Origin of the sequence: Micromonospora sp. NPDC047465 (assembly GCF_040643125.1) — a bacterium.
Classification (GTDB): domain Bacteria; phylum Actinomycetota; class Actinomycetes; order Mycobacteriales; family Micromonosporaceae; genus Micromonospora.
In genome coordinates, this window is record NZ_JBEYTP010000046.1 from 1 (window position 1) to 25,782 (window position 25,782).

Below are 25,782 nucleotides of genomic sequence, written 5' to 3' on the forward strand. Positions count from 1 at the left end.
ACGTGGAAGGACGGTGTCGAGGCGCTCTGGATCCTCGGCCGCGAGCGCACCCGCCGCCGTCCCCTCGGGGCCCCGACCCGCTGACCCGCCGCCGAGACGGGGCTTGACCCCTGATCTTGAAGACGGTCTCGGCGGCTGGGCCAGCGTGACCGGTGCCGGTCGGGTGTTTCTCTTAGGTGATCGGGGATTGCTGTCCGAGCCGGGAGTGGCGTCGGACGGTGTTGTAGCGGTACGGCCGGCGGAGCGCCGCCTGGTCGACAACGGCGAGCGCACCGGCAACGTCGACCCGGTGGCCCGGTGGCCCCGGTGGGCCGACGTGCCCGAGTCAATGACCGCGGGCGATCCACTCGTCCAGGTGCGGGGCTTCGGCGGCGATCGTGGTGCCGTCACCGTGACCGGTGTGGACCCGGGTGTCGCCGGGCATGGTGAGCAGCCGTTCCCGGATCGAGGAGATGATCGTCGGGAAGTCCGAGAACGAGCGGCCGGTGGCGCCGGGGCCGCCGGAGAACAGGGTGTCGCCGGTGAACAGGACCCCTGCTTCGGGCAGGTGCAGGCAGATCGACCCGGGCGAGTGCCCCGGGGTGTGGATCACCCGCAGTTCCGTGCCCGCCACGGCGATCCGCTGCTCGTCGGTCGCCGGCCAGAACTTCTCGTCCGGGTGGCTCTGCCGCCACAGCTCCTCGTCGCCGGGGTGCAGCAGGACCGGCGCGTAGCACTCCTTGCCGAGACGCGGCGCGGCGGTGACGTGGTCGTTGTGCCCGTGTGTGCACACGACGGCGACGACGGCACGGGAGCCCACGGCCTCGATGATCGGCTCGGCGTCGTGAGCGGCGTCGACGATGACGACCTCGTCGTCGTCGCCGACGAGCCAGACGTTGTTGTCCACCTCCCACGTGCCGCCGTCGAGCTGGAACACCCCGGAGGTGACGACGCGGTCGATCCGCAGCGTGCCGCTCACAGCATCACGACCGAGCGCAGCACCTCGCCGGCGTGCATGGTGTGGAACGCCTTCTCGACGTCGTCGATCGCGATGCGTTCGGTGACGAACTTGTCCAGCGGCAGCCTGCCTTGCAGGTACAGGTCGATCAGCATGGGGAAGTCCCGCTCAGGCAGACAGTCGCCGTACCAGGAGGACTTCAGCGCGCCGCCGCGGGAGAAGAAGTCGAGCAGCGGCATCTCCAGGCGCATGTCCGGGGTGGGCACGCCGACGAGCACGACGGTGCCGGCGAGGTCGCGGGCGTAGAACGCCTGCTTCCAGGTCTCCGGGCGCCCGACCGCGTCGATCACGACGTCGGCACCGAACCCGCCGGTCAGCTCCGTGATCGCCGCGACGGCGTCGGTGGCTGAGGCGTCGACGGTGTGGGTGGCTCCGAGTTCTCGGGCCCACTCGAGCTTGCGTGCGTCGCGGTCCACGGCGATGATCGTCGAGGCGCCGGCCAGACGAGCGCCGGCGACGGCGGCGTCGCCGACTCCCCCGCAGCCGATGACGGCCACGGAATCCCCGCGTCCCACCGCACCGGTGTTGATCGCCGCGCCGATGCCGGCCATGACCCCGCAGCCGAGCAGGCCCGCGACGGACGGGTCGACGGACGGGTCGACTTTCGTGCATTGGCCGGCGTGCACGAGCGTCTTGTCCGCAAATGCGCCGATGCCCAAGGCGGGGGTGAGCTGCGTGCCGTCGGTCAGGGTCATCTTCTGGGTCGCGTTGAACGTGCTGAAGCAGTACTGCGGGCGACCCCGCTTGCAGGCCCGACACTGACCGCAGACCGCTCGCCAGTTCAGGACGACGAAGTCGCCGGGTCGCACCGACTCGACGCCTTCGCCGACGCTCTCGACGGTGCCCGCGGCCTCGTGGCCCAACAAGAACGGGAACTCGTCGTTGATCCCGCCGTCGCGGTAGGTCAGATCCGTGTGACACACACCGCAGGCGGCCACCGCGACCACGACCTCGCCGGGACCGGGGTCGGGGATGACGATGTCCGTCAGCTCGACCGGCGCACCCTTGGAACGGGCGATGACACCGCGCACCTGCTGTGGCATGGGGATGGTTCCTCTTTCGATCGGTGGTTCATGCGACAGCGACATTAGCTGCGCTTTCCCTGTACGCGCCCTGGCCGGCGGACGAGAGAAACCTGGTCTTCCGGCTAGGGTGTTCGAATGGGAACGGAACTTGCCGGGCTGCGTGAGGTGATCGAGGGGCCGCTGCACGAGATCGCCGGGCGGTTCTCCCGGTACCTGGCCGACCGCTGGCCGCATACCGCACTGATCATCTTCACCCGCGAGTGCACCGGCCGCCCTCGCAAGGTGGCCGGGGCGATCGAGACGATCAACAAGGTCACTCTCGCGGAGTTGGAGGACCTCAAGGCGCGCACCGAACCCGGCCGTCCGCTCCGCACCACGGCGACGATAGCCGGAGAGGCCCGCGCGGTGTGGGTGGTGCGGGATCCGGTGGACACGCTGCTCGTCCTCGTCGCCCGCAGCGCGGCCAGGCACTTTCCTCAGTCCGAGGTCCTGGCGGAGGTCTTCGGTATCGTCGCGACGTCGATCCGGCAGCAGGTTGCCCAGGCCAGTCCGGACTACCTCGCTGAATCGCGCGCGGCGTCGACCGAGCGGGCACGCACGATCGCGGAGATGGCCGCGGCCCACGAGACCGCGCTCGTCACCATTCTCACGACGCTGCGTTCCACCGGCCTCGACGATCGCCGCGCCCGTCTCGCCGCCACCGACTCGGCGTCCGCCGCGCTCGTCGCGTTGCGCACCGCTCAGGAGTCCGACCTGGCCTCGTCCGAGGAACCAGCGCCGGCCGTGTTCGCCAAGTTGCGCAAGGAGATCCGCCAGGTGCTGCGCCACCACGACGCGCAGCTGGATTTCGTGCCACCGCCCAAGGACGTACGCCCGGTGCCCGGCGAGATTGCCCGCGCGGCGCACGCCATGACCCGTACGGTCGTGCTGGCCTTCACCGCCCAGCCGGGACTCGCCCGGTTGCGTATCGCCTGGGACTGCGACGGCACGTCGCTGCGGGTCGATGTGCGCGACCAGGGCGGCGGCCGCCTCGACACCCACGCCTTGCGCCGCGAGCTCGACGGCCGGGCCCGTACGCTGGGCGCCACCGTCGAGTTCGACGCCGTGCCCGACTGGGGCAGCCGCGCCACCATCAGCCTTCCACTCGCTCCAGCTCCCGACCGTTCCGGCGGACGCAAACTGAGCAGCCTGAACCGGCGGGAACTCGAGGTACTTCGCCTTGTCACCCAGGGGAAGCGCAACAAGGCCATCGGCATCGAACTCGGCATCACCGAAAGCACCGTGAAGTTCCACGTCGCCGGTCTGCTGAAGAAGTTGGAAGTCAGCTCCCGCGGTGAGGCGACGGCGCTGGCGCTCGACGCGGGCATCTAGTACCAACGCCGTTCGGTCAGGCCGGTGGGTGGCTTGTCAGGGCGCGTCGGATTTCCATGACGCGTACGACGATGGTGGTGGCGGGCCGGTCCGTTGGAGGAAGACGCCCGCTCGGCCGCCCCCTACTCGGCTGGAGGCTGGGCGGCTCGGCGTTTGGCGTTCCGCCACATGAGGCGGCCGAGGACCATGAGCCAGAGGGATTCCAGCGGTAGGACCATCACGAAGAGAAACAGGTCGGTGCCGCCGGCCGGCGCCAACCCGATCCCGGCGAAGGCCAGCAGGCCATTGGTGAGCACCAGCGCGCCGGCGATCGCCCCGGCGACCGCGAACCAACGGGGATAGCGGGCATCGAGGGCGACCGCCAGCCCGGCCAAGAGCATGGTCAACCCGTAGAACACGACGATTTCGCTGTGGAAGGTGCCGTTGAGGAACCAGATTCCGGTTTCGGCCATGCGTAGCAGCGCCTCTTGTTCCGGGCCGGTAGCGGTTGCCCACTCGTCGGCCAGGACCTTGAGCGCGTAGCCGTCCACGCCGTAGTCAAAGACGACGAAGAGGCTCCCCACGATCGCGCTGGGTATCAGGAACCGGCCGACCGCGCGGGCGGCGCCCGGCATCAGGGTGTTCGCGAGTGCGACGAAAGCACCGAGCCAGATGAGCCCAGCCACGATCGTGCCCAGATGGATGAGCAGCCAGGTCTGGTGATCGGCGATGAACCGCAGGGCCACGGCCTCGCCTACGAGACTCTCCTCGCGCGTGGGGAGATCACCGTGCGGGGCCAACGACGCGCCGAGCACAAGTGGCCCGGCGATCGCGCACACCGCGCCGATCCGGAGCAGAATCCGTTGCTCGGAGTTCACCGACCCCGCCGTCGAGAGCGTCATACCTGTCTCCTACGGGTGGGTGCGTCGGTCTTCGTGGCCTGGGGCATGCGCGGTGGCGTGCCGGCCGTCGCGCAGCCGCCGTACGAGCACTGCCAGCCCGCCCGCGATGAGGCCCCACATCATGTTTGTGACGAACAGCGGGATGACCGCGAACGGCATGGCGAGCGGGCCCTGAAGCTCTCCGGTGAGAATCGGCGAGAGCACTGCGCTGAGCAGGATCGCCGCGGCCGCGTAGGTGAGCCCGGCGGCCACGAGGGTCAGCAGCGGCTCGCGTACCCGGCTCAGGCCCACGATCAGCACCCAGGCCGAGGTGATGGCGATGGTGAGGATGAGCGGTGTTGCCGGCTTCCCCAACACATCGCTCAGGCCGACGATGGAGAAGAGGGGCCGGACGAGCGCCAGCGCGGCAAGGCCAATCACCAGCGGCCAGTTGAGGCGTCGAAGAACTGAGGCAGGTTCCATGTCTTCACGCTAGGGTCGCCTGCTCGGCCGGCCTGTCGGTCGAGTCTCGTCACTTTCCGGTGGGCGCTACACCGTGGGGCGACATGGGACGTCGTTCCTCGACGTACACGTCGCCCGGCAGACGGATGCGATCATGTCGTTCATGTCCATGACCCGTGGCGCGGGCGACAATGAGGTGCCACCGTGGGTCCTCACCGCTCTGGTCGCCGCCGGCCAGGCCATCGCGGTCGCGCTCATCATCGCGATCGGCTCGCACGACGGTGGGCGACACGACGTCGGGGCGTACGTGTTCGCGGCCGGCTTCGGTGCGCTGCTGCTGCTCCGCAGCCGGCTGCCGGTCGCCGTGCTGATCACCGCGGTTCTGCTCGTGTTCGCCTACTACGCCGGCGGGTACCCACCGATCGGCATGGCGCTGCCGCTGGTCGGGGCCTTCTACAGCGCCGCCGAGCGGGGGCACGCAGCCGTGGCCTCCGTTGTCGGAGCGGTCCTGCTCGCGGTGTCGTTGTACTTCCGCACCACCGACGGCGAGTCCAGCGCCGTCCTGGCCTACGACCTGATCACGAACGTGGCCCTCATCGGCTGCGCGATCGCCCTCGCCCTCGCTGTCCGCAGCACACGCGCCCTGCGCAACCAGCAACGCCGCGTGGTCGCCCTGGAACGTCACCAACAGCAGGAACGGGCAGCCCGCCACCTTGAGGCAGAACGCCTGCGTATCGCACGGGACGTCCATGATTCGATCGGCCACGCGCTGTCCCTGGTCTCCGTCCAGGCACGCGTCGCGCAGCAGTCGCTCGGCACGGACGACGCAGCCGTCGCGCGGGCCCTCGACAACGTCGTCGACGCCACCCGGTCATCCCTGGCGGATCTGCGCCGCACCCTGGCGATCCTCCAGTCCGATCGCGAGGACGCGGGCCGGGCCCTGCTCACCCTGACCGGCATCGAACGCACGGCGCAGGCGGCCCGCGACGCCGGACTCGACGTGACGGTCTCGATCGACGTCGACGAGGCCGCCATTCCCGCGCCGACGGCAAGCACAGCCTTCCGGATCGTGCAGGAGTCGGTTACCAACGTGCTCCGCCACGCGAGCGCCAACCGTGCCACGATCACCGTCCGGAGCAGCGAAGACGAGCTGCGCGTACGCGTCACCGACGACGGTCACGGCGCGCGGACGGAACCCGGTCTCCGGTCCACCCGGGGCGACGGGGGGCGGGGAATCGACGGCATGCGGGAGCGGGCGGCACTGCTCGGCGGCACCCTCACGGCCGGGCCCACCCCCACAGGATTCAGTGTCGAGGCGGTACTGCCGATCGGAGGAGCACGGTGATCAGGGTGGTCATTGCCGAAGACGAGGTACTGCTGCGCGGCGGCCTGAAGGCACTGGCCGAACATGACGGTGACATCCAGATCGTCGCCGAGGTGGATCAGGGCGGGGCTGCCGTCGCCCGCGTACGCGAGCTGCGACCGGACGTGGTTCTCATGGACATCCGCATGCCCGGCCTCGACGGCATCGCAGCGACCCAGATCATCACCGAGTCCCCCGCTCTCGCTGATGTCGCCGTGCTGGTCCTGACCACCTTCGCTGAGGAGCAGACCGTGCTGGAGGCGCTGCGGGCGGGCGCGGCCGGCTACGTACTCAAGGACATCGCCCCGGAGGAGTTGCGCGAGGCGATCCGGGCGGTCGCTGCGGGGCGGCCGGTCCTGTCCCCCGATGTCACCACGACCGTCATGCGGGCCGCCGTCAGGTCCCGGTCCGGGCCCGACCCGGACCTCATCGACCGGCTCGCACCACGGGAACTCGAGGTCCTCGCCGAGATCGGCCTCGGACTGAACAACGCCGAGATCGCCGAGCGGCTCTTCATCAGCCCGGCGACCGCTCGGACCTATGTGAGTCGGCTGCTCCACAAGCTGGACGCCCGTGACCGTGCCCAACTGGTCGTGATCGCGCACCGCGCCGGCCTCGTCGACACCCCTCGATGAGAAGTGCTGAGCAGAAGATACGTGCGAGTCGGGGTCGCCCCGCCGCGGATCCGGTGTCGAACTCCGCCAGCCAGCCCTCGGCGTTAACGCCGTGCAGCGGCCGCCGCACGACATCCGATCGTCTCCACAAGTCATCGAAATCATCCGGCAGCCGTCTGAATGCTCGTGGACCGCGCCGTCCCGCGGACGGGTGCGGCTCAGTGCCCGGGCTGGAAGCGGGACAGCAGTTGGCCGGGGTCGCGCAGGACGTCACCGACCGCGAACCCGCCGATGGACGTTCCGTCGAGCAGCTGCGCCCGCGCGTCATCGGCCCGCAGCTCGGCGGCGCGGATCGTCTGCGTCACCAGTTCGCCGAGCGTGAGGTTGTCGACGGTCCGTTTCGCCCGCGTGTCGATCCAGATCTCCAGCAGCTCCTTCGCCCCGGACACCCGGACGGTGACCTCCCCGCCCGGGGAGGTGGCCTCGTACTCGGCGTGCGGCGCCCGTTCGGCGAACTCGGCGGCCCGGGTCATCGCCGCCACCATGTCGCCGCAGATGCGGCGCAACGAGTCGACGTCCATCACCGGATCCGCTCGACGGCGAGTCGCATCTGGTCGAGCGCCGCGCTCAGGTCCATGGGCGGCGGGACGTCCGCGTCGCCGGAGATCCCGGCCAGGCGCTGGGTCAGCCGCTCGCCCATGTTGGTACGGGCTGCGGCGATTGCCTCCTGGCAGGCTGCGCCGAGCTCCGTGGCGTCGAGCGCGGCCATCGCCTGCGGGCTGATGTAGACGTGTTCGACGCGATAGTCGCCGGTGACGCGGGCGGCGACCAGCTCCAGGCTGTCGCAACCCTCGGCCGACTCGTCGGTCAGCGCCGCGATCTCGGCGGCGAAGCCGTCAACCGCCTCGGTGACGCGCCGCATCGACTCCCCGGCGTAGCCCTGCCGCTGAGCCTCCCGCGCCGAGCCGCCGATCTCCCCTATCCAATCCGTCACTGCTGCTTCTCCCACTCCTGCGGCTTCGAGATCGCGATCCGAACCGGTTCGGGCAGGGTGAGGCTGCCCGCGTCGATCTGCCCGTCCTTCTCGCCGAGCTTGTTGGCCAGCGCGTCGTACGCGTCGCTCACGGTCTTGGAAGTCGACCAGAGCACCGCGACGAACGAAACGAACAGGCCGATCAGGCCGGCGACGAAGGCGGCCCAGGCCGCGAAAATCGCCATCTTCACCGCGGGCGAGGCCGGGCCGGAGGCGTTCGCCGCCATGGCCGCGACCGCCGCGCTGGCGGCGGCGACGAGGTAGGAGGCGATGACGCCCGCCACGCCGGCGCCCATCTGGAAGCAGGCGGAGTCCATCAACGCGCAGGTCTCGGAGAGTCTCTTCAGGATCGGCTGCAACTCGCCGGTCACGAACCCGTTGAACTCGTTGGCCGCGCTGTCCTGCCAGCGGCTCTTCGCCTCGGCAATCCTGCTCTCCAGGTCGCCGTGCATGCGATCGTAGGCGTTCTTGAGCTCGCCCCACGAGCCCGAACTGCGGAACCACGCCTCGGGATCGACCACGTTGGGCAGGACCAACGCGTGTCCGACGGTGAACGTCGCCGCCGACGCGGCGATCGCGTCCGGAAGGAAGGACGCGGCCAACACCCCGTTGACCCCGAACAGCACGGACTGCCAGGCCTTGCTGTCGTCAGCGTCGTCGTCCAGCAGTTGTTTGCCCTCGTGCACGGGCAGGTCCCTCCCCTGTTCAAGTCCTCGTGGTCCGAATCTCAAGCCCCGCTGAGCTCTTAACCGTCGCGGTAGCTGAATCCGCTGCCCTGCTGCTCTTCCATCTCCTCGTAGTGGGCAGCGACCCGGGTCAGCGCGACGCCGATGGTGTCGAAGATCTTTCCCATGGCGACGGTGACGTCCTCGACGCCGGAGCGCACCTGCTCGTAGTCCGTCGGCGCGCCCACCGCGTACGCGGGGAACACCTCGGAGGGGAGGGCCAGCCCGAGAAGCACCTGCTTGGTGTCCCGGTCCAGTTGGTCGGAGTGCCTGGTGAACGCCTCACCCAGCCCCCGCAGGGATGTGATGTGTATCGACGGCATGCTGCGCTTCCTTGATCATCGCCTGCCGGGGCAGCTTGGCAGTGATCTTCATCTGGCCCGGACGGGTGCCAGGATAGGGACGCGTGGCCGTCGCGAGCGCTGGCTCGGCCTGTCCGAATGTGGCCATGGCCGCAGCCGGACAGCTCATCAGGCCTGGCGTCGCGCGGCGAGAAACACACCACCTCGTGGGCGCCTTGCAGCGCGTCGGACCGCGCCAGATCGCCACTCATGTTCCACAACTGGTCGAGCGCCGCCTGGGCGCGGGCAGCATCCCGGTTGGCCAACGCCCGTCCCGCTGCTATCAGCTGCTCCGACAGCCGACTCATCGCGGGTGCTATCACGGTGCCGAGACCTACGCCGGCGATGAGTTCGACGACCGACGGAGGCGTTGCCCCACCGCCGCGGCCCACCGTGGCGACAGCGGCGACCGGCGCGAAGACAGGATTACGCATACTTGTCCCGATCTGGCACGCCACGATCCATGCCAGGCCAGCAGCCAGCCCCGCCTGCACGGCGATCACCGACTAGTACTCCAACGTCACTTGACCTTCCGGCTGCCGTGGTGACCGAGTCTGCGCTGGTAGTGGGATCGTCGGGCTCGGGCTTGGGATGTTCGTCGCCAGGTTGACCAGTGCAGGGTGCGCTCTGGTGGGAGTGGTAGGGCGAGGACGAAGGCGTTGAGGAGTCGGCGGATCTCGGCGACGGTCAGCGCGATGATTTCCGGGTCGGTGTCGGGCTGCCGGGCGGCGAGGATGGTCAGGACGGCCAGGGCCAGCATGGCCAGGGTGACGTGCCGGTGCCAGCCGGTCCAGCCGCGGACCTGGTAGTGGTCCAGGCCGACCTGGCCCTTGCCGGTCTGGAACAGCTCCTCGATGCTCCAGCGTGAGCCGGCAACGGTCACGAGGGTGTGCAGCGGCACCGGGCGGGGTGACCAGCACAGGTAGAAGGCGAACTCGCCGGTGGTCCGGTTGCGGCGGATGAGCAGCCACCCATGCTCACTGTGGCTGGTGGCGGTGGTGATCCAGGCCCACAGGTAGTCGCGGGGGCCTTTCGCACCCGGCCCGCAACTGTGCAGCTGCCACTCGCCGGTGGGGATCCGCTCGGCGAGGTCGTCAACGCGGATCAGGGTGCGGCCGTTGTTGACGTGCACGCGTCGGTCGCAGCCGACGGCCAGGACGTAGCCGATCCCGTGCTGTTCCAGGTCGGCGCGCAGGCCGGGGTCGGCGCCGTAGACCTCGTCGCCGGTTACCCAGCCGACTGGGACACCTGCGTCCACTGCGGCGGTGATCATCTGCCGGGCCAGGGCCGGTTTCGTGGCGAACTCGACCTGGTCGGGGACACCGGCGGCGGCCAGGCGGTCGGGGCGACCGCATCAGGTCGTCTCGGGCAGGTAGAGCCGGCGGTCGATCAGCGCCCGGCCCGCGGGTGACACGTAGGCCAGGAACACCCCGACCTGGCTATTCTCGACACGACCGGCGGTGCCGCTGTACTGCCGTTGGACCCCGATCGAGCACACGCCCTTCCGACTACCGCCTGGCGCGGATGCGGCCGGCATCTACATGCCACGGTCAACGCGCGGTCATGGTGCGAGCCCGGCAGCGACCGTGAACCCGACCCGGGCCGCCGTGCTACACCGGCACCTCAAACCCCGTTTGCCCTGGACGGCCGACACCACAAGGCGTACCGGTTCGCGTCGGCGCCTACGCACAGCGGCCACCACTCGCGTGCAAGTGCGGCGAAGAGGTCGCCGCTGCGGAAGAAGTTGCCAACGATCGGGAAATGAGGTGGCATCGGTGCTGCACTGCCGGACCTCTATGCTCTGCCTGCCTCCCGACCGCGAGGCCCTTTCCGCTCCTGTGAGGTGACTCGGCTATGCAGACACGACGTTTTGCCGCCACCATGCTCGCCGTGGCCACCAGCGTGGGCCTCGGTGTCACCGGCTGCGGGCCGGCCACCTCGAAGAACGACAGTAGCGGCCCGCTGCCCACCTGCAGCCCCACCAATCCGAACGCGGCGGGACGGCAGGCCGAGGGAAAAGCGGAACTGACCTCCGCCGCCGGGTGGGTCACCGAGCAGACCGTTCGCGTCGCCACCGAGGATACGGAAACTACCGGCGGGGCAGTGACCCATGCGCAGGAGCGCAGCGGGTCGGTGCACTTCAAATTCCGCAAGACTGACCGGACGATCCTCATCACGGTGTTCGGGGACGACGTCTACTTCAACATGCACAACGTCCCGGGGATCAGCTTCGGAACGAGCTACACGCTGTCCAGGTCTCAGGTGCCGGTGGGCAGCCGCCTTGACTTCGCGCCGGAAGACCCCGGCAACGTCAGCCGGCTCGTCAACGCGGTAGTGGATGTATGCCGTGACGGCGCAGGCAAGGCCGGAGGGAAGAGTGGCTTCGCCGGTGAGCTCGACCTGATGGCCACCCCACACGCCGATGAGGCCCTCTGCCGGAAGTACGGCCGCAAGGTCCATGCCGTCCCGTTCACTGCGGCCACGGACGACCAGGGCCGACTGGTCGAGTTCGCCATCCAGATGAACGCCCTCGGACCCGACCTGGGCACCGCGCGCACGACCTGGCACAAGGTCGACGGACAAACCAGCCCACTAAAGCCAAGAAACATCGAACCGGCTGGCGACGTACTCGCCCTACTCAAGGCGCTAGAAAGCTAGCGCCGCAAAGACACATATTTAACACCAACCACGGCGAGTCTCATCGGATAAAGAATTCGCCGTCGTACGCATGCTCATTTCAGCATCGAGCAGCGGCGGCCTCCGCCGATTGTTGATCACGTCGGCGGCCTGCGGCGTTGTGAGCCGCTCGGCGCGACATCGCGACCTTCGTGAGACTTAGGAGCGAGAGGACATGGACCAAGGCACCCGCGACGAGTTGCTCGGCCGCCTGACTGAGGCAGTCGGGTCGGTCACCGTTGCCCACCCGACGCGGGTTGCCATTGACGGACCCCCCGCCGCAGGCAAGACCACCCTCGCCGACGAGCTGGCCGACGTCTTGCGCAAACAAGGCCGCGACGTCATCCGCGCGACAATCGACGACTTTCTTTTCCCCCGGGCACAGCGCTACCCGCGCGGCGAGTACTCGGCCGAAGGCTGCTACTTCGACACCCACGACTACAGCGCGCTGAACCGGGTTCTGCTCGATCCGCTCGGCCCAGGCGGAGATCGACGCTTTCAACACGCGGTCTACGACCGCACTGCGGACACTGCCCTGTCCCAACCGGTCAGGACCGCCCCCGCCGACGCCGTGCTGGTCTTCGACGGCGTCTTCCTCATGCGCCCGGAACTGATCGATCGGTGGGAACTGCGCATCTTCGTGTCGACCGCGCTCGACAAGACCGTAGATCGTGCCGTGATCCGAGAACGCCGGGTGTCATCTCCGGCCGAAGTCGAACGGCGCTGGCGCGAGCGCTACATCCCCTCCCAACAGCTCTACTTCGCTACGGTCCGCCCGACCGATCACGTCGACATCATCGTGCACAACGACGAGCCCCAACAGCCGGCCTGGGAGATACAAACACACTGACCGCACTCGACTCGACAGATCCGGATGCCGACGCAAGTCCGTCGCAGCTACGGTGCGTGACGCGCCCCTACGGCGGCCGGCCTGCCCGCGGGAACTCACATCGGACGAGTACGCACTCCTGCCAGTCAAGGCCACTGAAGGCCACCACAGCATGGAGGCTGCCATCCTGCGAATCGAACAAGGGCAGGTGATGGCAAGGTTCAGCCCTTCAGCCAACTCAAAGTGGTCATCCGCCTACTCGGCAGTGACCCTCTTGCCAGGGGTTCCAGAAACGATTCTCCCATCGGACTGCCGGGGAGTCGTCGCTGTCGGCTCTTTACCGCGTCCTGTTGATGCGGCAAGTGTCTGACGGGCTATCGTGCTTGCGGGTTCGTAGGCACACCCTGCCCGGAAGGAATGTGGGACGTGGCCAAGCAGATCATTCATAAGCTGGTCGATGACCTGGACGGCGGGGACGCTGACGAGACCGTCAAGTTCGCGCTCGACGGCGTTCAGTACGAGATCGACCTGTCGAGCTCGAACGCCGAGAGATTGCGGGACGTTTTCGCTCCGTACGTCGCCCACGGTACGAAGGTGGGCCGGGGCGGCGTGGTCGTGGGCGGCCGGGCCGCCCAGCGTCGGGGCGGCACGACCGTCGACCGTGAGCAGAACAAGGCGATCCGGGCCTGGGCCAAGAAGGTTGGCAAGGAGATCTCCGACCGGGGCCGGATCCCGCAGGAGATCGTCGACGAGTACCACTCGAAGGCAGGCCGCTGACTCGATCAAGCAATCGCGGCCAGGGCCTGTGTTGAGTCGGCGATAAGTACGGGTGAGGAAAATCGAGTCGCCATTCCCAGGGCCTGGGTGGATGGGGCGGCGCCGCAGCGGTGATCTGGTCGGTCGCATGACGCGGAACTGCAGCGAAGCTCACCGCCGTGGGCGAGTTTCTTGGAAGAGAAGTTCTATCGAGGAAGCCGCGCGCGACAGCCGTTGGGTGGGCAGGACGCGCTGCCACCGAACGGTGCCCATGCGCGCTTGCGAAGGAGGGAGTGGCGCCGCAGCGGAGGAGGCATCGCCGGGTCGGCCTTGTCAGTCGGTCGCCTTGTCGGTCTCGGGCCAGATCCGAACTGCCCGCGCGGCGGCGTCGAGTATCAGCTGGCCGTCGATTTCCACCCGTGACTCGGGGACGCCGTATCCCGGCCACTCGCAGACAAAAGGTGACCGGCCCAATCGGCGGGAGCGGCCAGACCCAGTAGCGCGCTACCCGTCGCCGGTCGTCCGCCTCGGCGCTGCCCGAGATCAGTAACGGGCCAGCTGGCTTGGCCTCCGGCGGCGGTAACGCGTGCCGGTCGATGTTAGTGATGCTGTTTCCATCCGCGAATTGCACTCCCACCCGGAGGAATTCGGCCGGCAGAGGTCGGCCGGTCCCGCGCCACGTGCTGTGAATGCCGTGGTGCGGAAGGTCGGGCCGGCGGGCCGGCTTCCGGAGCACCGCGGTCACGGTGAACTCGAAGCCAGTGGGGTAGGCAAGTAGGCCATTGATCGCAATTGCGACGCTGCCGGTGTGGGCCAGCACGTGGTGCTCGGCCACAACGCCGGGGAACACGGCCTCGGGTTTCATCCAGGCGGGACGGGGCGGGGTAGACGGTTCCGGCTCGGGGACCAGCGCGGCGACCTGACGGTCAAAGAAACCCATACGGCCACCTTCGCACAGTCCCGTCCGTCGCGACCCCACACCGCAACCAGCGGCCAACCACCCATCATTAGGTTGACCAACCTCCCTGGGCAGTACACCTAGGCCGTGACCCGCCGTCGGCTGCGCCCGCTCGGTACACCGCGCGCCCCAGTAGCCACGATTAGTGGACCGCTACTTGCCGCAGGTTGGGCAGCGGTCGTGAACAGAGATTGTCGGAATGCTAGCCGTCGCGCTGGAACGTGCGCGGATCGCGAGTGCCGCAGCCAGGGTCATCCCGCCCAGGATGAATGTGGCGGCGGTGGTCCCGGTGATGACGCGGTAGTCGGCGTATCCGGCGCCCACGACCGGGGCGACGTTCTCGGTCAGTGGGTACAGAGCGAGTAGTCCGATTGGGGTGAGCAGGACAAGAAGAGCCCACAGCCCTCGGGCGTCACCGCGCAGAGACAGTACGGCGGCGGCGAGCATGGCGGTCAGCAAGAGGACCGCGCCGGTTTCCGGGAGGATTGCGGCCCCATAGCTGAACCGGTAGAACCAACTGCTTCGCCCGGACAGGGCTCCGACTGCGATGAGGGCCGCCGCCGGTGCGATTGCCAGGGGTATGAGGCGATGGTGCTGCGCCGTGTGGGATGGAATTGCCAGTGCCAGCAGGCCCAGCGTTGCCTGGGGAAGCAGAACGAACATGTACGGGCGGGGCAGGTCGGCCAGAGCGGCGACCGGCACCACGGCGACGGTGAGAAACAGTGCCAGCCCGATGGCACCGCGAGCCCACCGGGCCGGGGCGAGGATATGAACGACGGCGGCCAGCAGCCAACTGGCCCATACGACGATGCCGGTGGTAGCGAATGGCCCGAATGCCGGCGAGCCCCACGCACCCGAAGTGGTGACCACTTCGGCGGCGGCCCAGAAGCCAGCGAGAGCGGTCGCGGTGATGTAGCTGAGGAAAGCGGCGAGACGTACGCCGGGTATGAGGTCGGCAGCGCCGGCGGCGCGGAGGCGCTCACGGCCACCCCCGGCCAGCACGTCCGCCACGTCGAGGATTGACGGCCAGCGGCGGTCGGTTCCGGCCAGGTCGAGATACGTGCCCACGATTTCGGCGCTCCGTGCCTGGCGGTAGCCGGCGGGGTAGGCCCGCAACAGTCGCCGGTAGCGGCGTTCCAAGTCCCTCATGCCAGTCCTCCCACGGCGCGCGGGGCGATGGGCCGGGCGGCGGGCGGCGGGTTGCCCAGGCGGGCGGTCGCTGCCTCCACGTTGCGTCGCAGGCGTTCGGTCTCACCAGCGAGGGTGGCACTACCGGTGCTGGAGAGGCGGTAGTAGCGGCGCAAGCGGCCGTCAACGACCTCCTCCCGGTCGGCCTCAATGAGGCCCGCATCCACCAACCGGTCGAGCGCGCCGTACAAGGTGCCAGGCCGCATGGACAGCCGGCCCTCGGACAGGGCAGCCACCTCCCTGATGATCCCGTAGCCGTGCAGTGCCGGACCGGCGAGAGCGGTGAGTATCCAGAAGGTCGGTTCCCGCAGCGGTGTGTCCACTCCCGGAATATATCGACTGCGAAGGTATAGAAGGGGCAAACCGCCAATCAGGGCCTAATCCAGCTGGTCTAGGTCGCCATGCCAACCACGTGCCGGTAACGCTCCAAACGATCGCGTCCCGGTGAATGCCGCGGCCACTACATCGGTGCTCGCGTTGATCCGGTGATCATCTGCCCCGGGCTCCGATGGACCGGACCGGACGCCATGGAACCCACCGGACAGGGCAGGACGTAGGGGATGCTCGTCGGACGAGCAGCCACCGAGCAGCCACGCGTCCACAAGGGACAGACAAGCGAAGGGCCTGACCCGCGTGTCCGCAGGTCAGGCCCTTCCAAACTTGTGCGCCCGAAGGGACTCGAACCCCTAACCTTCTGATCCGCAGTCAGGTGATCTTGCGGGGAGTGGCAAGCATGCGATTGCGTCCGGTCGCTGTCCGAGCCAGTCCGGCAGTATCCCCCGCAGACCCTGCCACATATCGGTCATCTTGGATTTCTTGACTCCGCGCCCGGACAGGTGAAATCCAGCTCAGTCCCGACATGTCCGTGCCAGTTCGTCGACGTTCGACCAGCCACGGAGCAGCCAGGAGCTATATCCCCGCATGCTTCGGCATCCCCAGCGCGTCACCGTCCGCCCCGCCGTCGATTGTTGGGCCGGACCGCGAGCAGGGGGAACCTCATCAGAAGCAGGCCCGCGACACGTGGCGGCGCGGCTGGCGGGAGCACTTCGGTCTTGCCAGCTCCGGCACCTGGATATTCATCGAATGGTTGGGTCCATTTCTAAATCGTCATGATCCGGAGCGTCCGTCCACCCACCGTCCACAACTGTCATATCCCTGCCTTACCGGAGCCCTGGATCAGGCCCGGTCAACCCTTGACAAGTAATGCTGGAGCCGTGCATGGCGGAATTGGTAGACAGCTCCAATCTGACGCAGCACACCGCGGTCTCGCGCGTCTGAGAGGAAGGCGAATGTACGCCACGGCAGTCGGCCTTGCAGGGGCAGCCAGAACCGAATCAAAACCAGCCATTGTCCCCACGCACTCGTGAGCGCCCACATGAGCCCGGTCGCGAGCCCGACCATAATACCATAGATAGGTCCGGATATGAATGAAGCGAAGACGGATACAGCGCAGCCCAGAGAGATTCCGGTTATGATTGTGTGTCTCCGATCGCCAGACAGCGCGCTTGCGGGACTGGCCTCCGTGTCGATGTCGATCCAGCTGTGCGATGCGACCGTGACTGCCATGGACAGCCCGAGAGCCAACCCGAATGCGATCACGAATGAAAACCCAATCGGGGGTCCGACTAGCCATCTGAGAGTGATGCCGGACGTCAGACCTACTATGAGCCCAAGCCAGAGCATCCTCACAATGTGCGAGAGGCGATGGCGGAAGTCGAAATGAGTGCGGGCGGGGTCTGGTCCTTCCGCGGGCCGACAAGTAATATTGGCCAGCACTTGTGCCACCAAGCCCCCAGTCAGGATTCCTACGAATGTAGCTGGCTCGAAGTGAAGCGCCAGCGACAGCCCGACCCCGCCGAAAACCGCTACGGGAAAGAACGCGACAAGGAAGGCCCAAAAGCGGTGAACTTTGGGTATGCCGTTCCGTAGCCGCCACCAGGCAATGTCGCGGCTATCGGACTGTTCGAGGTGCATGACGAGGTGAGCCAGCCAATGGTGGGCGCGCTCGGGGGGCCATCTATGGCCATTCTTGCCAGTGTGTTCGTATACGGCGGGCAGGTAAGCAGCGATCAGGTGTCGTTCGATGGTCTCGCGGTCAGGAAACTGGGCTACGTCTAACAGATCAAGCGGATTGTGCTCAGGTGTATCCCCATAGACAGTGCGGGCTAGGGAGATCATGAGTGGCGTGGACAACGCCTGTCGTAACGCGCTGTTCGCGCCGTGCAGCGGCTGTTCGCGAAGCCTAGCTAAGACTGGATCCCACACTCCACAGCGGCCCCCATCATGGAGGAACTCTCGGCGGGTGCTGCGGGAGAGGTAATCCTCTATATCGTGAAGATCGAGTTCGGCCAGCTTGATACCGGCCGCCCCACTGAGAACGCGACCTCTAGTGATGGCCGCGGTGTACTCGTCGGGCCGGCTAGTGAGGACCAGGGGCATACCTGGGGTAGCGTTAAGTCGCTTCAGAGCACGGTTGTGCAAACCCTTGGAGATCTCATCGAATCCGTCCAGGATCGGCAGAATCATGCGGGCGTTGAGCAATTCAGCGGCCAAGTTTGGGAGCCCCGCCCGTGCTGGAGCCAAACCTGGATAGTCACGTGCAAGTTGCGCGGTCAACCAACTGAACAAATCCGTGGTAACCGGGTTCCAGGCGGCGACGCTAACGATGACCGGCACTCGGTCGCCGGGTTGGCGCACCTTCAGTAGCTCCAACGCCAACCGCGCGGCTAGGACCGTCTTCCCCGAACCGTCGGCACCCAGAATGACCAGCCGTCTGGACGGAATGCTCAGGTATACCTGTGCGATCTCACTAAGTCGCCCATCGAGCTTGATCGGCCGAGGTCGTGCGCCTGCGGGAGACCGGCCGATGTTCTTCCTGTGGTCAAAGAAAGTGTCGACGGTCTTCCAGCGCAGGGATAGGGCTACCGGATCGTGGATTCGACGACGTTCTTCCTCCCCTTCCCACTGACGCTGCACCGCCTCGGCGAGTTGTTCGGCGACGTCGGCTGTCGAAGGCACGCTCAACGTTGCCGAACGGGATACCTGCCGGTGCTGCACCCAGACACCGATGCTGGACACCAGCAGGCTCGCAATGGCGACCCAGAGGGCAGCCACGCTGCTCATCTGGTCACGTGTAGGCAAGTCTGCGTTAAAGTAGCCGCCGACAACTGGCCCCATCAAGTACCAAGCCAGCGCCACCATGCCGACACCAGCGAGCACCCAGGGCCACCGTCGCGCCGCCCCCTTCCGGTGTGGACCTTCTGTCGATCTCATCGCTGCCTACGGAGTGTGCGCCAGATAGGGCGCGTCCCTGACAAGGCGCACACGGGTGCCGACATGTGGTGTCGCATACCAGCAACGCTCTCCTTGACCGCGACGGAGCTCACGACGAACTATGCCGAGCACGACAGCCAGAGCAAGTCTACGAACAGGTTAGTCGAGACATCTCGTCATCCAAAGGCCCGGGCCGCAGGGCTCCGGCAAGGTAGGGGTATGACCGTCGTGCACGGTTGAGTGTGGACGCTCCGATCAGGGCGGTATGGAGAGGGGCATGACCCTTTGACGATCACCAGGTGTCGAGGCTGGGAAGATCAATAAGAACCGCGCCCGTTGGGATCATGACCGCTGATTGATGCGTTGGCCACGCACACGGACGGTCTAGGTGACTGGTGTTAAACGATGACTGCAATCGGCGCGACGGTCATCGCCGCACATCCATCCATAGTAGTTTGCTGGGATGACGTTGGGCAGAGCGTCGCAGCAGTTGGACCTCCTCGATCCGGTCAGCCGGTTCTGCGCTGGGCCGCTTCGGCTTCTGACGTCGACGGATGGCGGCTCTACGAACCTAGTGGGGGGAGTCCGCCGGTCCGGTAGCTGTCGTGTGTGGACCCGGGCGCGTAGGCGCTGGTTGTTGGGGCCGCGGAAGCCGTAGGCGTCGCGGGGACGGTTTTGATCACTCGGTTGGTGCCTTCCAGCCAGAGCCCCAATTGGGCGGGCACGAACCTCACTGAGGTCATCAGCGTCGAGGCGCCGCTTGACGTACCTGTGGAACTATTCGGATGGGATCGTCCGGGTGGCTTGGATGGCCCGGCGCAGCCGACCGTCAGCAGCCAACTCTCCGAACATGTAGATCTCCGTGGTGATGGTGCCGCCCTTACGCAGCTCCGCGATGAGCCGGTACCGGGCGGCGACATGGTCGCCGTCCACCAGCGCCTGCTCCACCTCGACACGGAGACCAGCTGCCCGGTTGCGGGCCGGACAGATGTGATCCAGCAGCCGCTTCCGGTCCAGCAGCACGCCGTCGTTGACCAGCTCATAGTCCGGCGTGTGGTAGCGGTCAAGCACAGTCGCCGGATCCTCGTCGCCCAGCCCCGCTTCCTGCGGATAGTGGATTAGATAGCTGGTCAGATCGGTACGGGGCGTCATTTGATCTCCCTGAAACGACCTATCTTTGACAGGGTGTCCACGATAACGGCGTGCGGTAGATTAGACAACATGTCAGAGATAACGGGTGGTCGGCGCCGCCGGCGGCGTTCGGACGCCGAGCGCAGCGCCGCCGCTGTACTCGACGCCGCCGTCCAGGTGCTCGGTGGGCATCCGGACGCGAAGGTGGAACAGGTAGCCGCCGCAGCTGGCGTCACCCGCCAAACCGTTTACGCCCACTACCCGTCCCGGCCGCTGCTGGTGGCCGCGGTCATCGACCACATCACCGCCGAAGCCGTCGCCGCCCTCGACGCCGCCGACGTTGACAGCGGCACCGTCACCGAGGCGCTGCTGCGCTGGCTGGACGTCACCTGGCGGCTGTTCGACCGGTACCCGCTGCTCCTGCACCCGTCGGTGACCGCCGTTAACCAGGCGGACTCCGAACGTCAGCATGCCGCAGTCAACGAGCGCCTGGAGCGGCTGATCAGGCGCGGCCAGGCCACCGGCGAGTTCGACGGCACCCTCAGCCCGGCCTGGTTGGTCTCCGCGACCATCGCGCTCGGACATGCGGCCGGCGGCGAAGTCGCCGCCGGGCGCATGACCACCGCGCAGACCGCGGCAGCGCTACGCCACAGCATCCTGCGCCTCTACGGTGCCCGCGAGCCCTGATCAGCGACGGTCTCCTGCCACTCCCGGGTCCACTCGATGTTCACCGGTGCACCCAGCCCGCCAGCACACGAACCTCCATGCCGCGGTCGAGGGGCCGCGGACCGCCGCTCACGCCAAGGCCCGGCCGCGACGGTTACCGAAGCCCGCGACAGATAGCTGCAGAACTGGCTGACACCGTTAACTTCGCAGAGCCATCATGGCGGCCGCGGATGCCCCGTAGTAGATCCAGTGAGACGTTGCCGCTCCACTGGCCGCGGCCTCCGCAGCGAGGCACCCCTGCGCAACGGCGGCGAGGACAGCGAGGAACGCTGCGGCCACCGTACGCAGACGAGGGGTGCACAGCGAGCGGCGGGCCTGAACCCGCGACTTCGCCCCCAGCGCAACCCATCAACACCACTCGTCCATCATGGCTCAACACATCAAGGCCAGGACCCCGCCAGGGCCGACCGGGACCGAGCGCACTGAGATCGACAAGCTTGCTCTGCGGAGAATTCTCCGAGTCGTCCAGGCCCAGGCCCAAGACGGCGGTGCTGTCGCGGGTGACCGTGATGACGGCCTCCCAGTAGTTGCGGGCGCGAACGTAGAACGAAAAGCAGCCTGCCGCGTCTCCGTTCCGGGCGAGGTCCGCGAGCGCTCCTGCTTCCCCACTCCTAGGACCGCGCCAGAGTGGTGTACCGGTGACAACTGCGACTGAAAGTAACAACACAGCACTATCCCCCAGGTCGTAGCACTGCACCCGCACCCTGATGCTGCACCCGACGGCGGGCCGAACCACCGGACGCGACCCGCAGAAGAAACATCCGCGCCACCCAGGCCAGCACCATCGGCAGTCAACGAATGGCCCGGTGATCGTCAACGCCGGTGCCCGTCGGACCGAACCGGACGCCCCGGGATCCACAGGGATCGCGCGGGACGGAGGGGATGCTCGTCGGACGAGCAGCCATCGAGCAGCCAAACGTCCACAGGGCCAGACAAGCGAAAGGCCTGACCCGCGTTTCCGCAGGTCAGGCCTTTCCGATCTTGTGCGCCCGAAGGGACTCGAACCCCTAACCTTCTGATCCGTAGTCAGATGCTCTATCCATTGAGCTACGGGCGCTTGGTGCTCGGCCAGTCTACACAACCGGCTTTCGCGCGGAGACTCCGGGATTCGAACCCGGGAGGGGCTTTAAGACCCCAACCGCATTAGCAGTGCGGCGCCATAGACCAGACTAGGCGAAGTCTCCCTGGTGGCCCCTGCAGACCACCGCGCCCGAGGATACATGCCCGCAGCGATCAGGAGCAAAGCGACTTCCCCGTACGACCGGCCGCCCGGTGTGCCGGAGCGCGTGGGGCCCGGCCGGGTCTCGGCTTTCCCGGCTGTGCGCGAGCCTGATCGGGACTAGGCTTCATCGATATGCAGGAGCAGCCGCCGCGGGAGCCGACCCGACGAGAGCCTGCTGAGGGGGCGCGGCGGCGCTCCCCGAAGCCGACCTTCACGCCGCCGCCCGCGCCACCGGAGCCGGCACCGCCCGCGCCATCGCCGCCGGCCCGGCGACCGGAGGATGCCGAGGAGCGCCCCCGGCGGGTGAAGCCGGCCCCGGCGGTGCTCTTCCAGCCACCTGCGGACGACCCGCCGCTGCCTCGCCAGGCCGATCGTTCGGGCGGTCCGGCGCCCCGGGGGCGCGCCGACCGGGCCGGGGCGGTCGGGCGGAGTGACGTCCCGCACACGAGCGGCGCGGATCCCGTGACCACCGGAGCCCGTCAGGGGGCACCGACCGACGTCCCTGCCGGGACGGCGGGGACGAACGGTCCGGGCGAGGGCGAGGGCGAGTCAGCGGGGCCGGTGGCGGCGCAGGCGCGGAGCGCGCCGGGCGAGGGGCCGCCCGCGCCGGCCGCCGCGGAGCGAACGCGCCGCGCCACCCCCGCCAGCAAGACCCCTGCGAGGAAGGCCGCCGCCGGGACCCCGGTCGAGGAAGTCGCCGCAGCGCGGGCCATCAGCCCAGTGCGGGAGGCCGCCGCGGGCACCGCCACCCCGGCCAGGAAGACCGGGGCCAAGAAGACCACCGCCAAGAAGACCCCTGCGAGGAAGACGGCCGCCATGAAGGCCCCGCCGGCCGAGCAGCCGCGAGAGGCCGTCGACCTGCCGCCGGCCGCGACGGCAGACACGTCCGCCGCGACGAAGGTCACACCCGCTCGGAAGGCGACGACCGCGAGGAAGGCCACACCTGCGCGTACCGCAGCCACCGGCACGAACGCGCGGGAGGTGAGCAGCACAGGCGTGGGCACGAACGCGGAGGAGACGAGCACCGCGAACGTGGGCGCGAGCACCGCCGTTCGCAGCGCCGCGACCCCCGACATCGCCGAGGCCGGGACCGGGAGCGCCGACACGCCGACCGCCGCCCCCGGCGCCCTGGTCGAGAGCGCGAGGGCCGGTGTGCCGAGCACCACAGCCGACGCCGGGCCGCCGAGCACCCCGTCGGACCGTACGCCGGAACCGGCCCTGCGGGGGATCACCTCGCGGGTGCTCGGCCATCCCGGGTTCGCTCCGGAACTGCTGGCCCTGGCCGCCGTCGAGGTGCTCGGCCCGCGTGCCCGTGACTGGGCGCAGGGGCTGCGTGACGCGTACCCCGATGCGGGTGCCGACGGGCTGGCCCGGCTCGCGACCCGGCGGTTCGTGCGACAGGCCGGGGCGGGTGGGGCGACGGCCGCGCTGGCGGGGCTGTTCGCGCCGCTGGCCGAGCTGGCGGCGGTGCTGTGGACCCAGGCCAACCTGGTGCTGCACCTGGCCGCGGCGTACGGCCGGGACCCGGCCCATCCGGACCGGGCGGTGGAGCTGCTGGTGCTGACTCGCGTGCACCCGGATGCCGGGAGCGCGAAGGCGGCGCTGGCGGCGGCCCGGGCGGCGGACGGGCCCGGTGAGGCGCCGTGGCCGCGGGCGGCGGAGGCGGCGTGGCGGCTGGCCGCGCCGCTCGCCGCCCAGGCCGGTGGCTGGCTGGCGCTGCGGGCGGCGTCCCGGCTGCTGCCGGGCGCGGCGGTGCTCGCGGCAGCGGCCGGCGACGCGGCGGGGGCCGAGCGGCTCGCCGCCCGCGCGATCAGCACCTACCGGCGGACAGCGGCCGGCTGAGCCCGCGCGATCAGCGCCCACCGGCGAACGGCGGCTGGCTGAGCCGATGACGGCCGGTCGGGTGCCGGCGGAAGGGCGGAAGCTGGCGGGCAGGCGGCGGCGCGGACCGGCTCACAGCCAGCGGACGGGGCTCACAGCCAGTCGAACCACTCCCTCGGCAGCAGGGAGTAGCCGACGAAGGCGAACACGTCGAGCAGGGTGTGCGCGACGACCAGCGGCATGACCCGGCGGGTGCGCAGGTAGAACAGGCTGAACACGACGCCCATCACCACGTTGCCCACGAAGGCGCCGAAGCCCTGGTAGAGGTGGTACGAGCCGCGCAGCAGAGCGCTCGTCGCGATGATGGCACCGAGTCGCCACCGGAGCTGACGCAGCCGGGTGACCAGGTAGCCGACCACGATCACCTCCTCCAGCACCGAGTTCTGCACGGCGGCCAGGACCAGCACCGGCACCGTCCACCAGAGTTCGGGCAGCGCGGCCGGCACCAGCGTGGCGTTGACGCCGAGCTGGGCCGCCACCCAGAACAGCGCCAGGCCGGGCAGGCCGATCAGCGCGGCCAGCCCGGCGCCCCGGGCCAGGTCCTGGCCGGGCCGCCGGGCGTCCAGGCCGAGCGTCCGCGCCGGGTCACCGGGGTCCCGCGCCAGCAGGTGTACGGCGAGCAGCACCGGCAGCAGCGCGAAGCAGATCCCGAGCAACTGGTACGTGAGGTCCAGCCACGGCCGGGGCGACACCGAGGTGTTGAGCGCGGCGGTCTGCTTCGACAGCGGCCCGTCGGCGGTCAGCTTCGCGACGATCGACACCGTCGCGTAGACGGCGGACTGGCCGAGGGACAGGCCGAGCACCAGCAGCGTCTCGGTGCCGAGCATCCGGTGGGTCGCCGGGCGGTCCAGCTCAACGGTCACCGCACCACTGTGCCCGACGACGACGCTCGGCGGCAGCGCCGAACCAACCTCACGAGCCGGTCGCACACTCTGTGCGACCGGTCGACACGCTCCGTGGACATTCTATGGGCGCCCGATCCGCCGTCAGGAGAAGGAGCGCGCCTGTGGACGACTTCGCACGGCTGCTGAAGGAGAGCTGGACCCTGGTCGAGGAGCACCGGGAGCGGCTGGGCGGTCACTTCTACGCCCGGCTCTTCCTCCTCGACCCCGAGCTGCGGAAGCTCTTCCCGGTGCAGATGACCGGGCAGGGCGACCGGATCCTGGAAGCGATCGTCACCGCCAGCCAGACGGTCGGCGACCCGGAGAGCTTCGACGAGTACCTGCGCTCGCTGGGCCGGGACCACCGGAAGTACCACGTCGAGGCGGCGCACTACGAGACCATGGGCGTCGCGCTGCTGGACGCGCTGCGCAGCACCGCCGGCGACGGCTGGAACCTGGAGTACGACCAGGCGTGGCGGGACGCGTACGCGGCGATCTCGGAGAAGATGCTCGCCGGAGCGGCAGCCGACGACAACCCGCCGTTCTGGCACGCGGAGGTGCTGACGCACGAGCGGTACGGCACGGACACGGCGGTGCTCACCTGCCGGGCGTTGCAGCACCCGCTGCGCTGGAGGGCCGGCCAGTACGTGAGCGTCGAGGTGCCCCGTCACCAGCCCCGGGTGTGGCGCACCTACTCGATCGCCAACGCGCCGAACGACGACAACGTGCTGGAGTTCCACGTCCGTACGCCGGCGGGCGCCGGCTGGGTCTCGGGGGCGCTGGTCCGCCGGGTGAAGCCGGGTGACCTGCTCCGGGTGGCGGCGCCGATGGGGTCGATGACGCTGGACCGCTCCTCCGAGCGGGACGTCCTCTGCGTGGCCGGCGGCGTCGGGCTCGCCCCGGTGAAGGCGCTCGTGGAGGAGCTGGCCAGCTACAACCGGACCCGGTGGGTGCACGTCTTCTACGGCGCCCGCACGGAGGCGGACCTGTACGGCCTCGCCGCGCTCCGGGAGTTGGTGGCGGCGCACCCGTGGCTGTCGGTGACCCCGGCGTGCAGCGACGACCCGGACTTCGACGGCGAGTTGGGCGACATCTCCGACGTGGCCAGCCGGTACGGGCCGTGGACGGCGCACGACTGCTACGTCTCGGGTTCCGCCCGGATGGTCCGGGCCACCCTGCGCGTCCTCGCCGAGGACGACGTCCCGCCGGAGAACACCCGCTACGACACTTTCGGCGGCCTCTAGAAGCGTTCCTCCCCCCAAACCGGGGCGCGTGCCCCTGCCCCCTGGGGCACGCGCCCCGGTCCCCGACGGGCGGACCGGCACCGCCCCGCCCGACCACGTCCGCCCGGCCGTCCTTCCCACCCGGGCGGACGTGGTCGCGCACCCGGGGAGCCGACCGGCACGCCAGCACGGCACGAGAGCACGGCGGCGGGAGGACACCGGGTTGTCGTTCGCGGTGCGGGAGGCG

22 protein-coding genes, 2 tRNA genes and 1 pseudogene are annotated in these 25,782 nt (G+C 68.7%); 9 read left to right on the top strand and 16 right to left on the bottom strand.

Annotation, left to right across the window (positions count from 1 at the left end):
* Positions 1-325: 325 nt before the first annotated feature.
* Together ABZ793_RS29110 and ABZ793_RS29115 are read right to left on the bottom strand one after the other, a co-directional pair.
* Positions 326-958: an MBL fold metallo-hydrolase gene (locus ABZ793_RS29110; RefSeq protein WP_357462708.1), complete on the bottom strand. Its 633-nt coding sequence runs from the start codon at positions 956-958 to the stop codon at positions 326-328.
* Positions 955-2,040 (bottom strand): S-(hydroxymethyl)mycothiol dehydrogenase, encoded by a 1,086-nt coding sequence (locus tag ABZ793_RS29115; protein ID WP_357462839.1) that lies wholly within the window; start codon positions 2,038-2,040, stop codon positions 955-957. Before ABZ793_RS29115 ends, ABZ793_RS29110 begins: the two co-directional genes overlap by 4 nt.
* Positions 2,041-2,157: 117 nt before the next feature.
* On the opposite strand from ABZ793_RS29115, the gene ABZ793_RS29120 reads away from it, so the two are divergent.
* Positions 2,158-3,393, top strand: coding sequence for a LuxR C-terminal-related transcriptional regulator (locus tag ABZ793_RS29120; RefSeq protein ID WP_357462711.1), 1,236 nt, complete (start codon positions 2,158-2,160; stop codon positions 3,391-3,393).
* A 122-nt stretch (positions 3,394-3,515) separates the two neighbouring features.
* On the opposite strand, the gene ABZ793_RS29125 is transcribed toward ABZ793_RS29120, so the two are convergent.
* Both ABZ793_RS29125 and ABZ793_RS29130 read right to left on the bottom strand, forming a co-directional pair.
* The gene (locus ABZ793_RS29125) at positions 3,516-4,274 is read right to left on the bottom strand and encodes a hypothetical protein (protein WP_357462714.1); all 759 of its coding nucleotides are present in this window, start codon (positions 4,272-4,274) and stop codon (positions 3,516-3,518) included.
* A gap of 9 nt (positions 4,275-4,283) precedes the next feature.
* Complete coding sequence (locus ABZ793_RS29130) at positions 4,284-4,736, bottom strand: hypothetical protein (RefSeq protein WP_357462717.1); 453 nt, start codon at positions 4,734-4,736, stop codon at positions 4,284-4,286.
* 142 nt (positions 4,737-4,878) lie between these two features.
* Between ABZ793_RS29130 and ABZ793_RS29135 the strand changes: the two genes are divergently transcribed.
* Together ABZ793_RS29135 and ABZ793_RS29140 are read left to right on the top strand one after the other, a co-directional pair.
* Positions 4,879-6,060 (top strand): sensor histidine kinase, encoded by a 1,182-nt coding sequence (locus ABZ793_RS29135; protein WP_357462720.1) that lies wholly within the window; start codon positions 4,879-4,881, stop codon positions 6,058-6,060.
* A gap of 5 nt (positions 6,061-6,065) precedes the next feature.
* The gene (locus ABZ793_RS29140; protein ID WP_357462723.1) at positions 6,066-6,713 is read left to right on the top strand and encodes a response regulator transcription factor; all 648 of its coding nucleotides are present in this window, start codon (positions 6,066-6,068) and stop codon (positions 6,711-6,713) included.
* Between the two features lie 197 nt (positions 6,714-6,910).
* Here ABZ793_RS29140 and ABZ793_RS29145 read toward each other — a convergent pair whose 3' ends face one another.
* From ABZ793_RS29145 to ABZ793_RS29165, 5 genes and pseudogenes are all read right to left on the bottom strand, one after another.
* Positions 6,911-7,273 carry a YbaB/EbfC family nucleoid-associated protein gene (locus ABZ793_RS29145; RefSeq protein ID WP_357462726.1) on the bottom strand — a complete coding sequence of 121 codons (363 nt, stop codon included), beginning with the start codon at positions 7,271-7,273 and terminating at the stop codon, positions 6,911-6,913.
* Positions 7,273-7,686, bottom strand: coding sequence for a hypothetical protein (locus ABZ793_RS29150; protein ID WP_357462728.1), 414 nt, complete (start codon positions 7,684-7,686; stop codon positions 7,273-7,275). Before ABZ793_RS29150 ends, ABZ793_RS29145 begins: the two co-directional genes overlap by 1 nt.
* The gene (locus tag ABZ793_RS29155; protein ID WP_357462730.1) at positions 7,683-8,411 is read right to left on the bottom strand and encodes a hypothetical protein; all 729 of its coding nucleotides are present in this window, start codon (positions 8,409-8,411) and stop codon (positions 7,683-7,685) included. Before ABZ793_RS29155 ends, ABZ793_RS29150 begins: the two co-directional genes overlap by 4 nt.
* Positions 8,412-8,470: 59 nt before the next feature.
* On the bottom strand, positions 8,471-8,773 hold the full coding sequence (locus tag ABZ793_RS29160; protein ID WP_357462732.1) for a hypothetical protein: 303 nt from the start codon (positions 8,771-8,773) through the stop codon (positions 8,471-8,473).
* A 538-nt stretch (positions 8,774-9,311) separates the two neighbouring features.
* A pseudogene (locus ABZ793_RS29165) lies at positions 9,312-10,328 on the bottom strand (IS701 family transposase).
* A gap of 317 nt (positions 10,329-10,645) precedes the next feature.
* Here ABZ793_RS29165 and ABZ793_RS29170 point away from each other — a divergent pair.
* The 3 genes from ABZ793_RS29170 (at position 10,646) to ABZ793_RS29180 (ending at position 13,073) form a co-directional block, all read left to right on the top strand.
* On the top strand, positions 10,646-11,449 hold the full coding sequence (locus ABZ793_RS29170; protein ID WP_357462734.1) for a hypothetical protein: 804 nt from the start codon (positions 10,646-10,648) through the stop codon (positions 11,447-11,449).
* Positions 11,450-11,642: 193 nt separating this feature from the next.
* The gene (locus ABZ793_RS29175) at positions 11,643-12,317 is read left to right on the top strand and encodes a uridylate kinase (protein WP_357462736.1); all 675 of its coding nucleotides are present in this window, start codon (positions 11,643-11,645) and stop codon (positions 12,315-12,317) included.
* 405 nt (positions 12,318-12,722) lie between these two features.
* Positions 12,723-13,073 (top strand): Lsr2 family protein, encoded by a 351-nt coding sequence (locus ABZ793_RS29180; RefSeq protein WP_357462739.1) that lies wholly within the window; start codon positions 12,723-12,725, stop codon positions 13,071-13,073.
* Positions 13,074-14,163: 1,090 nt separating this feature from the next.
* Here ABZ793_RS29180 and ABZ793_RS29185 read toward each other — a convergent pair.
* The 4 genes from ABZ793_RS29185 to ABZ793_RS29200 all read right to left on the bottom strand — a co-directional run bounded on the left by ABZ793_RS29185 (position 14,164) and on the right by ABZ793_RS29200 (position 19,623).
* Positions 14,164-15,159: a hypothetical protein gene (locus tag ABZ793_RS29185; RefSeq protein ID WP_357462742.1), complete on the bottom strand. Its 996-nt coding sequence runs from the start codon at positions 15,157-15,159 to the stop codon at positions 14,164-14,166.
* The gene (locus ABZ793_RS29190; RefSeq protein WP_357462744.1) at positions 15,156-15,521 is read right to left on the bottom strand and encodes a helix-turn-helix transcriptional regulator; all 366 of its coding nucleotides are present in this window, start codon (positions 15,519-15,521) and stop codon (positions 15,156-15,158) included. The genes ABZ793_RS29185 and ABZ793_RS29190 overlap by 4 nt, the downstream gene beginning before the upstream one ends.
* Before the next feature lie 853 nt (positions 15,522-16,374).
* A complete protein-coding gene (locus ABZ793_RS29195) occupies positions 16,375-18,417 on the bottom strand; it encodes an NACHT domain-containing protein (RefSeq protein ID WP_357462747.1) in 2,043 nt (680 codons plus the stop codon).
* A gap of 831 nt (positions 18,418-19,248) precedes the next feature.
* The gene (locus ABZ793_RS29200) at positions 19,249-19,623 is read right to left on the bottom strand and encodes a nuclear transport factor 2 family protein (protein WP_357462749.1); all 375 of its coding nucleotides are present in this window, start codon (positions 19,621-19,623) and stop codon (positions 19,249-19,251) included.
* A gap of 69 nt (positions 19,624-19,692) precedes the next feature.
* Here ABZ793_RS29200 and ABZ793_RS29205 point away from each other — a divergent pair, with 69 nt between their 5' ends.
* Positions 19,693-20,289 (top strand): TetR/AcrR family transcriptional regulator, encoded by a 597-nt coding sequence (locus ABZ793_RS29205; RefSeq protein WP_357462752.1) that lies wholly within the window; start codon positions 19,693-19,695, stop codon positions 20,287-20,289.
* A gap of 1,023 nt (positions 20,290-21,312) precedes the next feature.
* On the opposite strand, the gene ABZ793_RS29210 is transcribed toward ABZ793_RS29205, so the two are convergent.
* Both ABZ793_RS29210 and ABZ793_RS29215 read right to left on the bottom strand, forming a co-directional pair.
* Positions 21,313-21,385: transfer RNA gene (locus ABZ793_RS29210), tRNA-Arg, on the bottom strand.
* A gap of 36 nt (positions 21,386-21,421) precedes the next feature.
* A tRNA-Ser gene (locus tag ABZ793_RS29215) sits at positions 21,422-21,512 on the bottom strand.
* Between the two features lie 758 nt (positions 21,513-22,270).
* Here ABZ793_RS29215 and ABZ793_RS29220 point away from each other — a divergent pair.
* Positions 22,271-23,392, top strand: a complete 1,122-nt coding sequence (locus ABZ793_RS29220; RefSeq protein WP_357462755.1) for a hypothetical protein — start codon at positions 22,271-22,273, stop codon at positions 23,390-23,392.
* Between the two features lie 131 nt (positions 23,393-23,523).
* On the opposite strand, the gene ABZ793_RS29225 is transcribed toward ABZ793_RS29220, so the two are convergent.
* Positions 23,524-24,294 (bottom strand): CPBP family intramembrane glutamic endopeptidase, encoded by a 771-nt coding sequence (locus ABZ793_RS29225; RefSeq protein WP_357462757.1) that lies wholly within the window; start codon positions 24,292-24,294, stop codon positions 23,524-23,526.
* Positions 24,295-24,437: 143 nt separating this feature from the next.
* Between ABZ793_RS29225 and ABZ793_RS29230 the strand changes: the two genes are divergently transcribed.
* Positions 24,438-25,556, top strand: coding sequence for a globin domain-containing protein (locus tag ABZ793_RS29230; protein WP_357462760.1), 1,119 nt, complete (start codon positions 24,438-24,440; stop codon positions 25,554-25,556).
* The last annotated feature ends 226 nt before the right edge of the window (positions 25,557-25,782 follow it).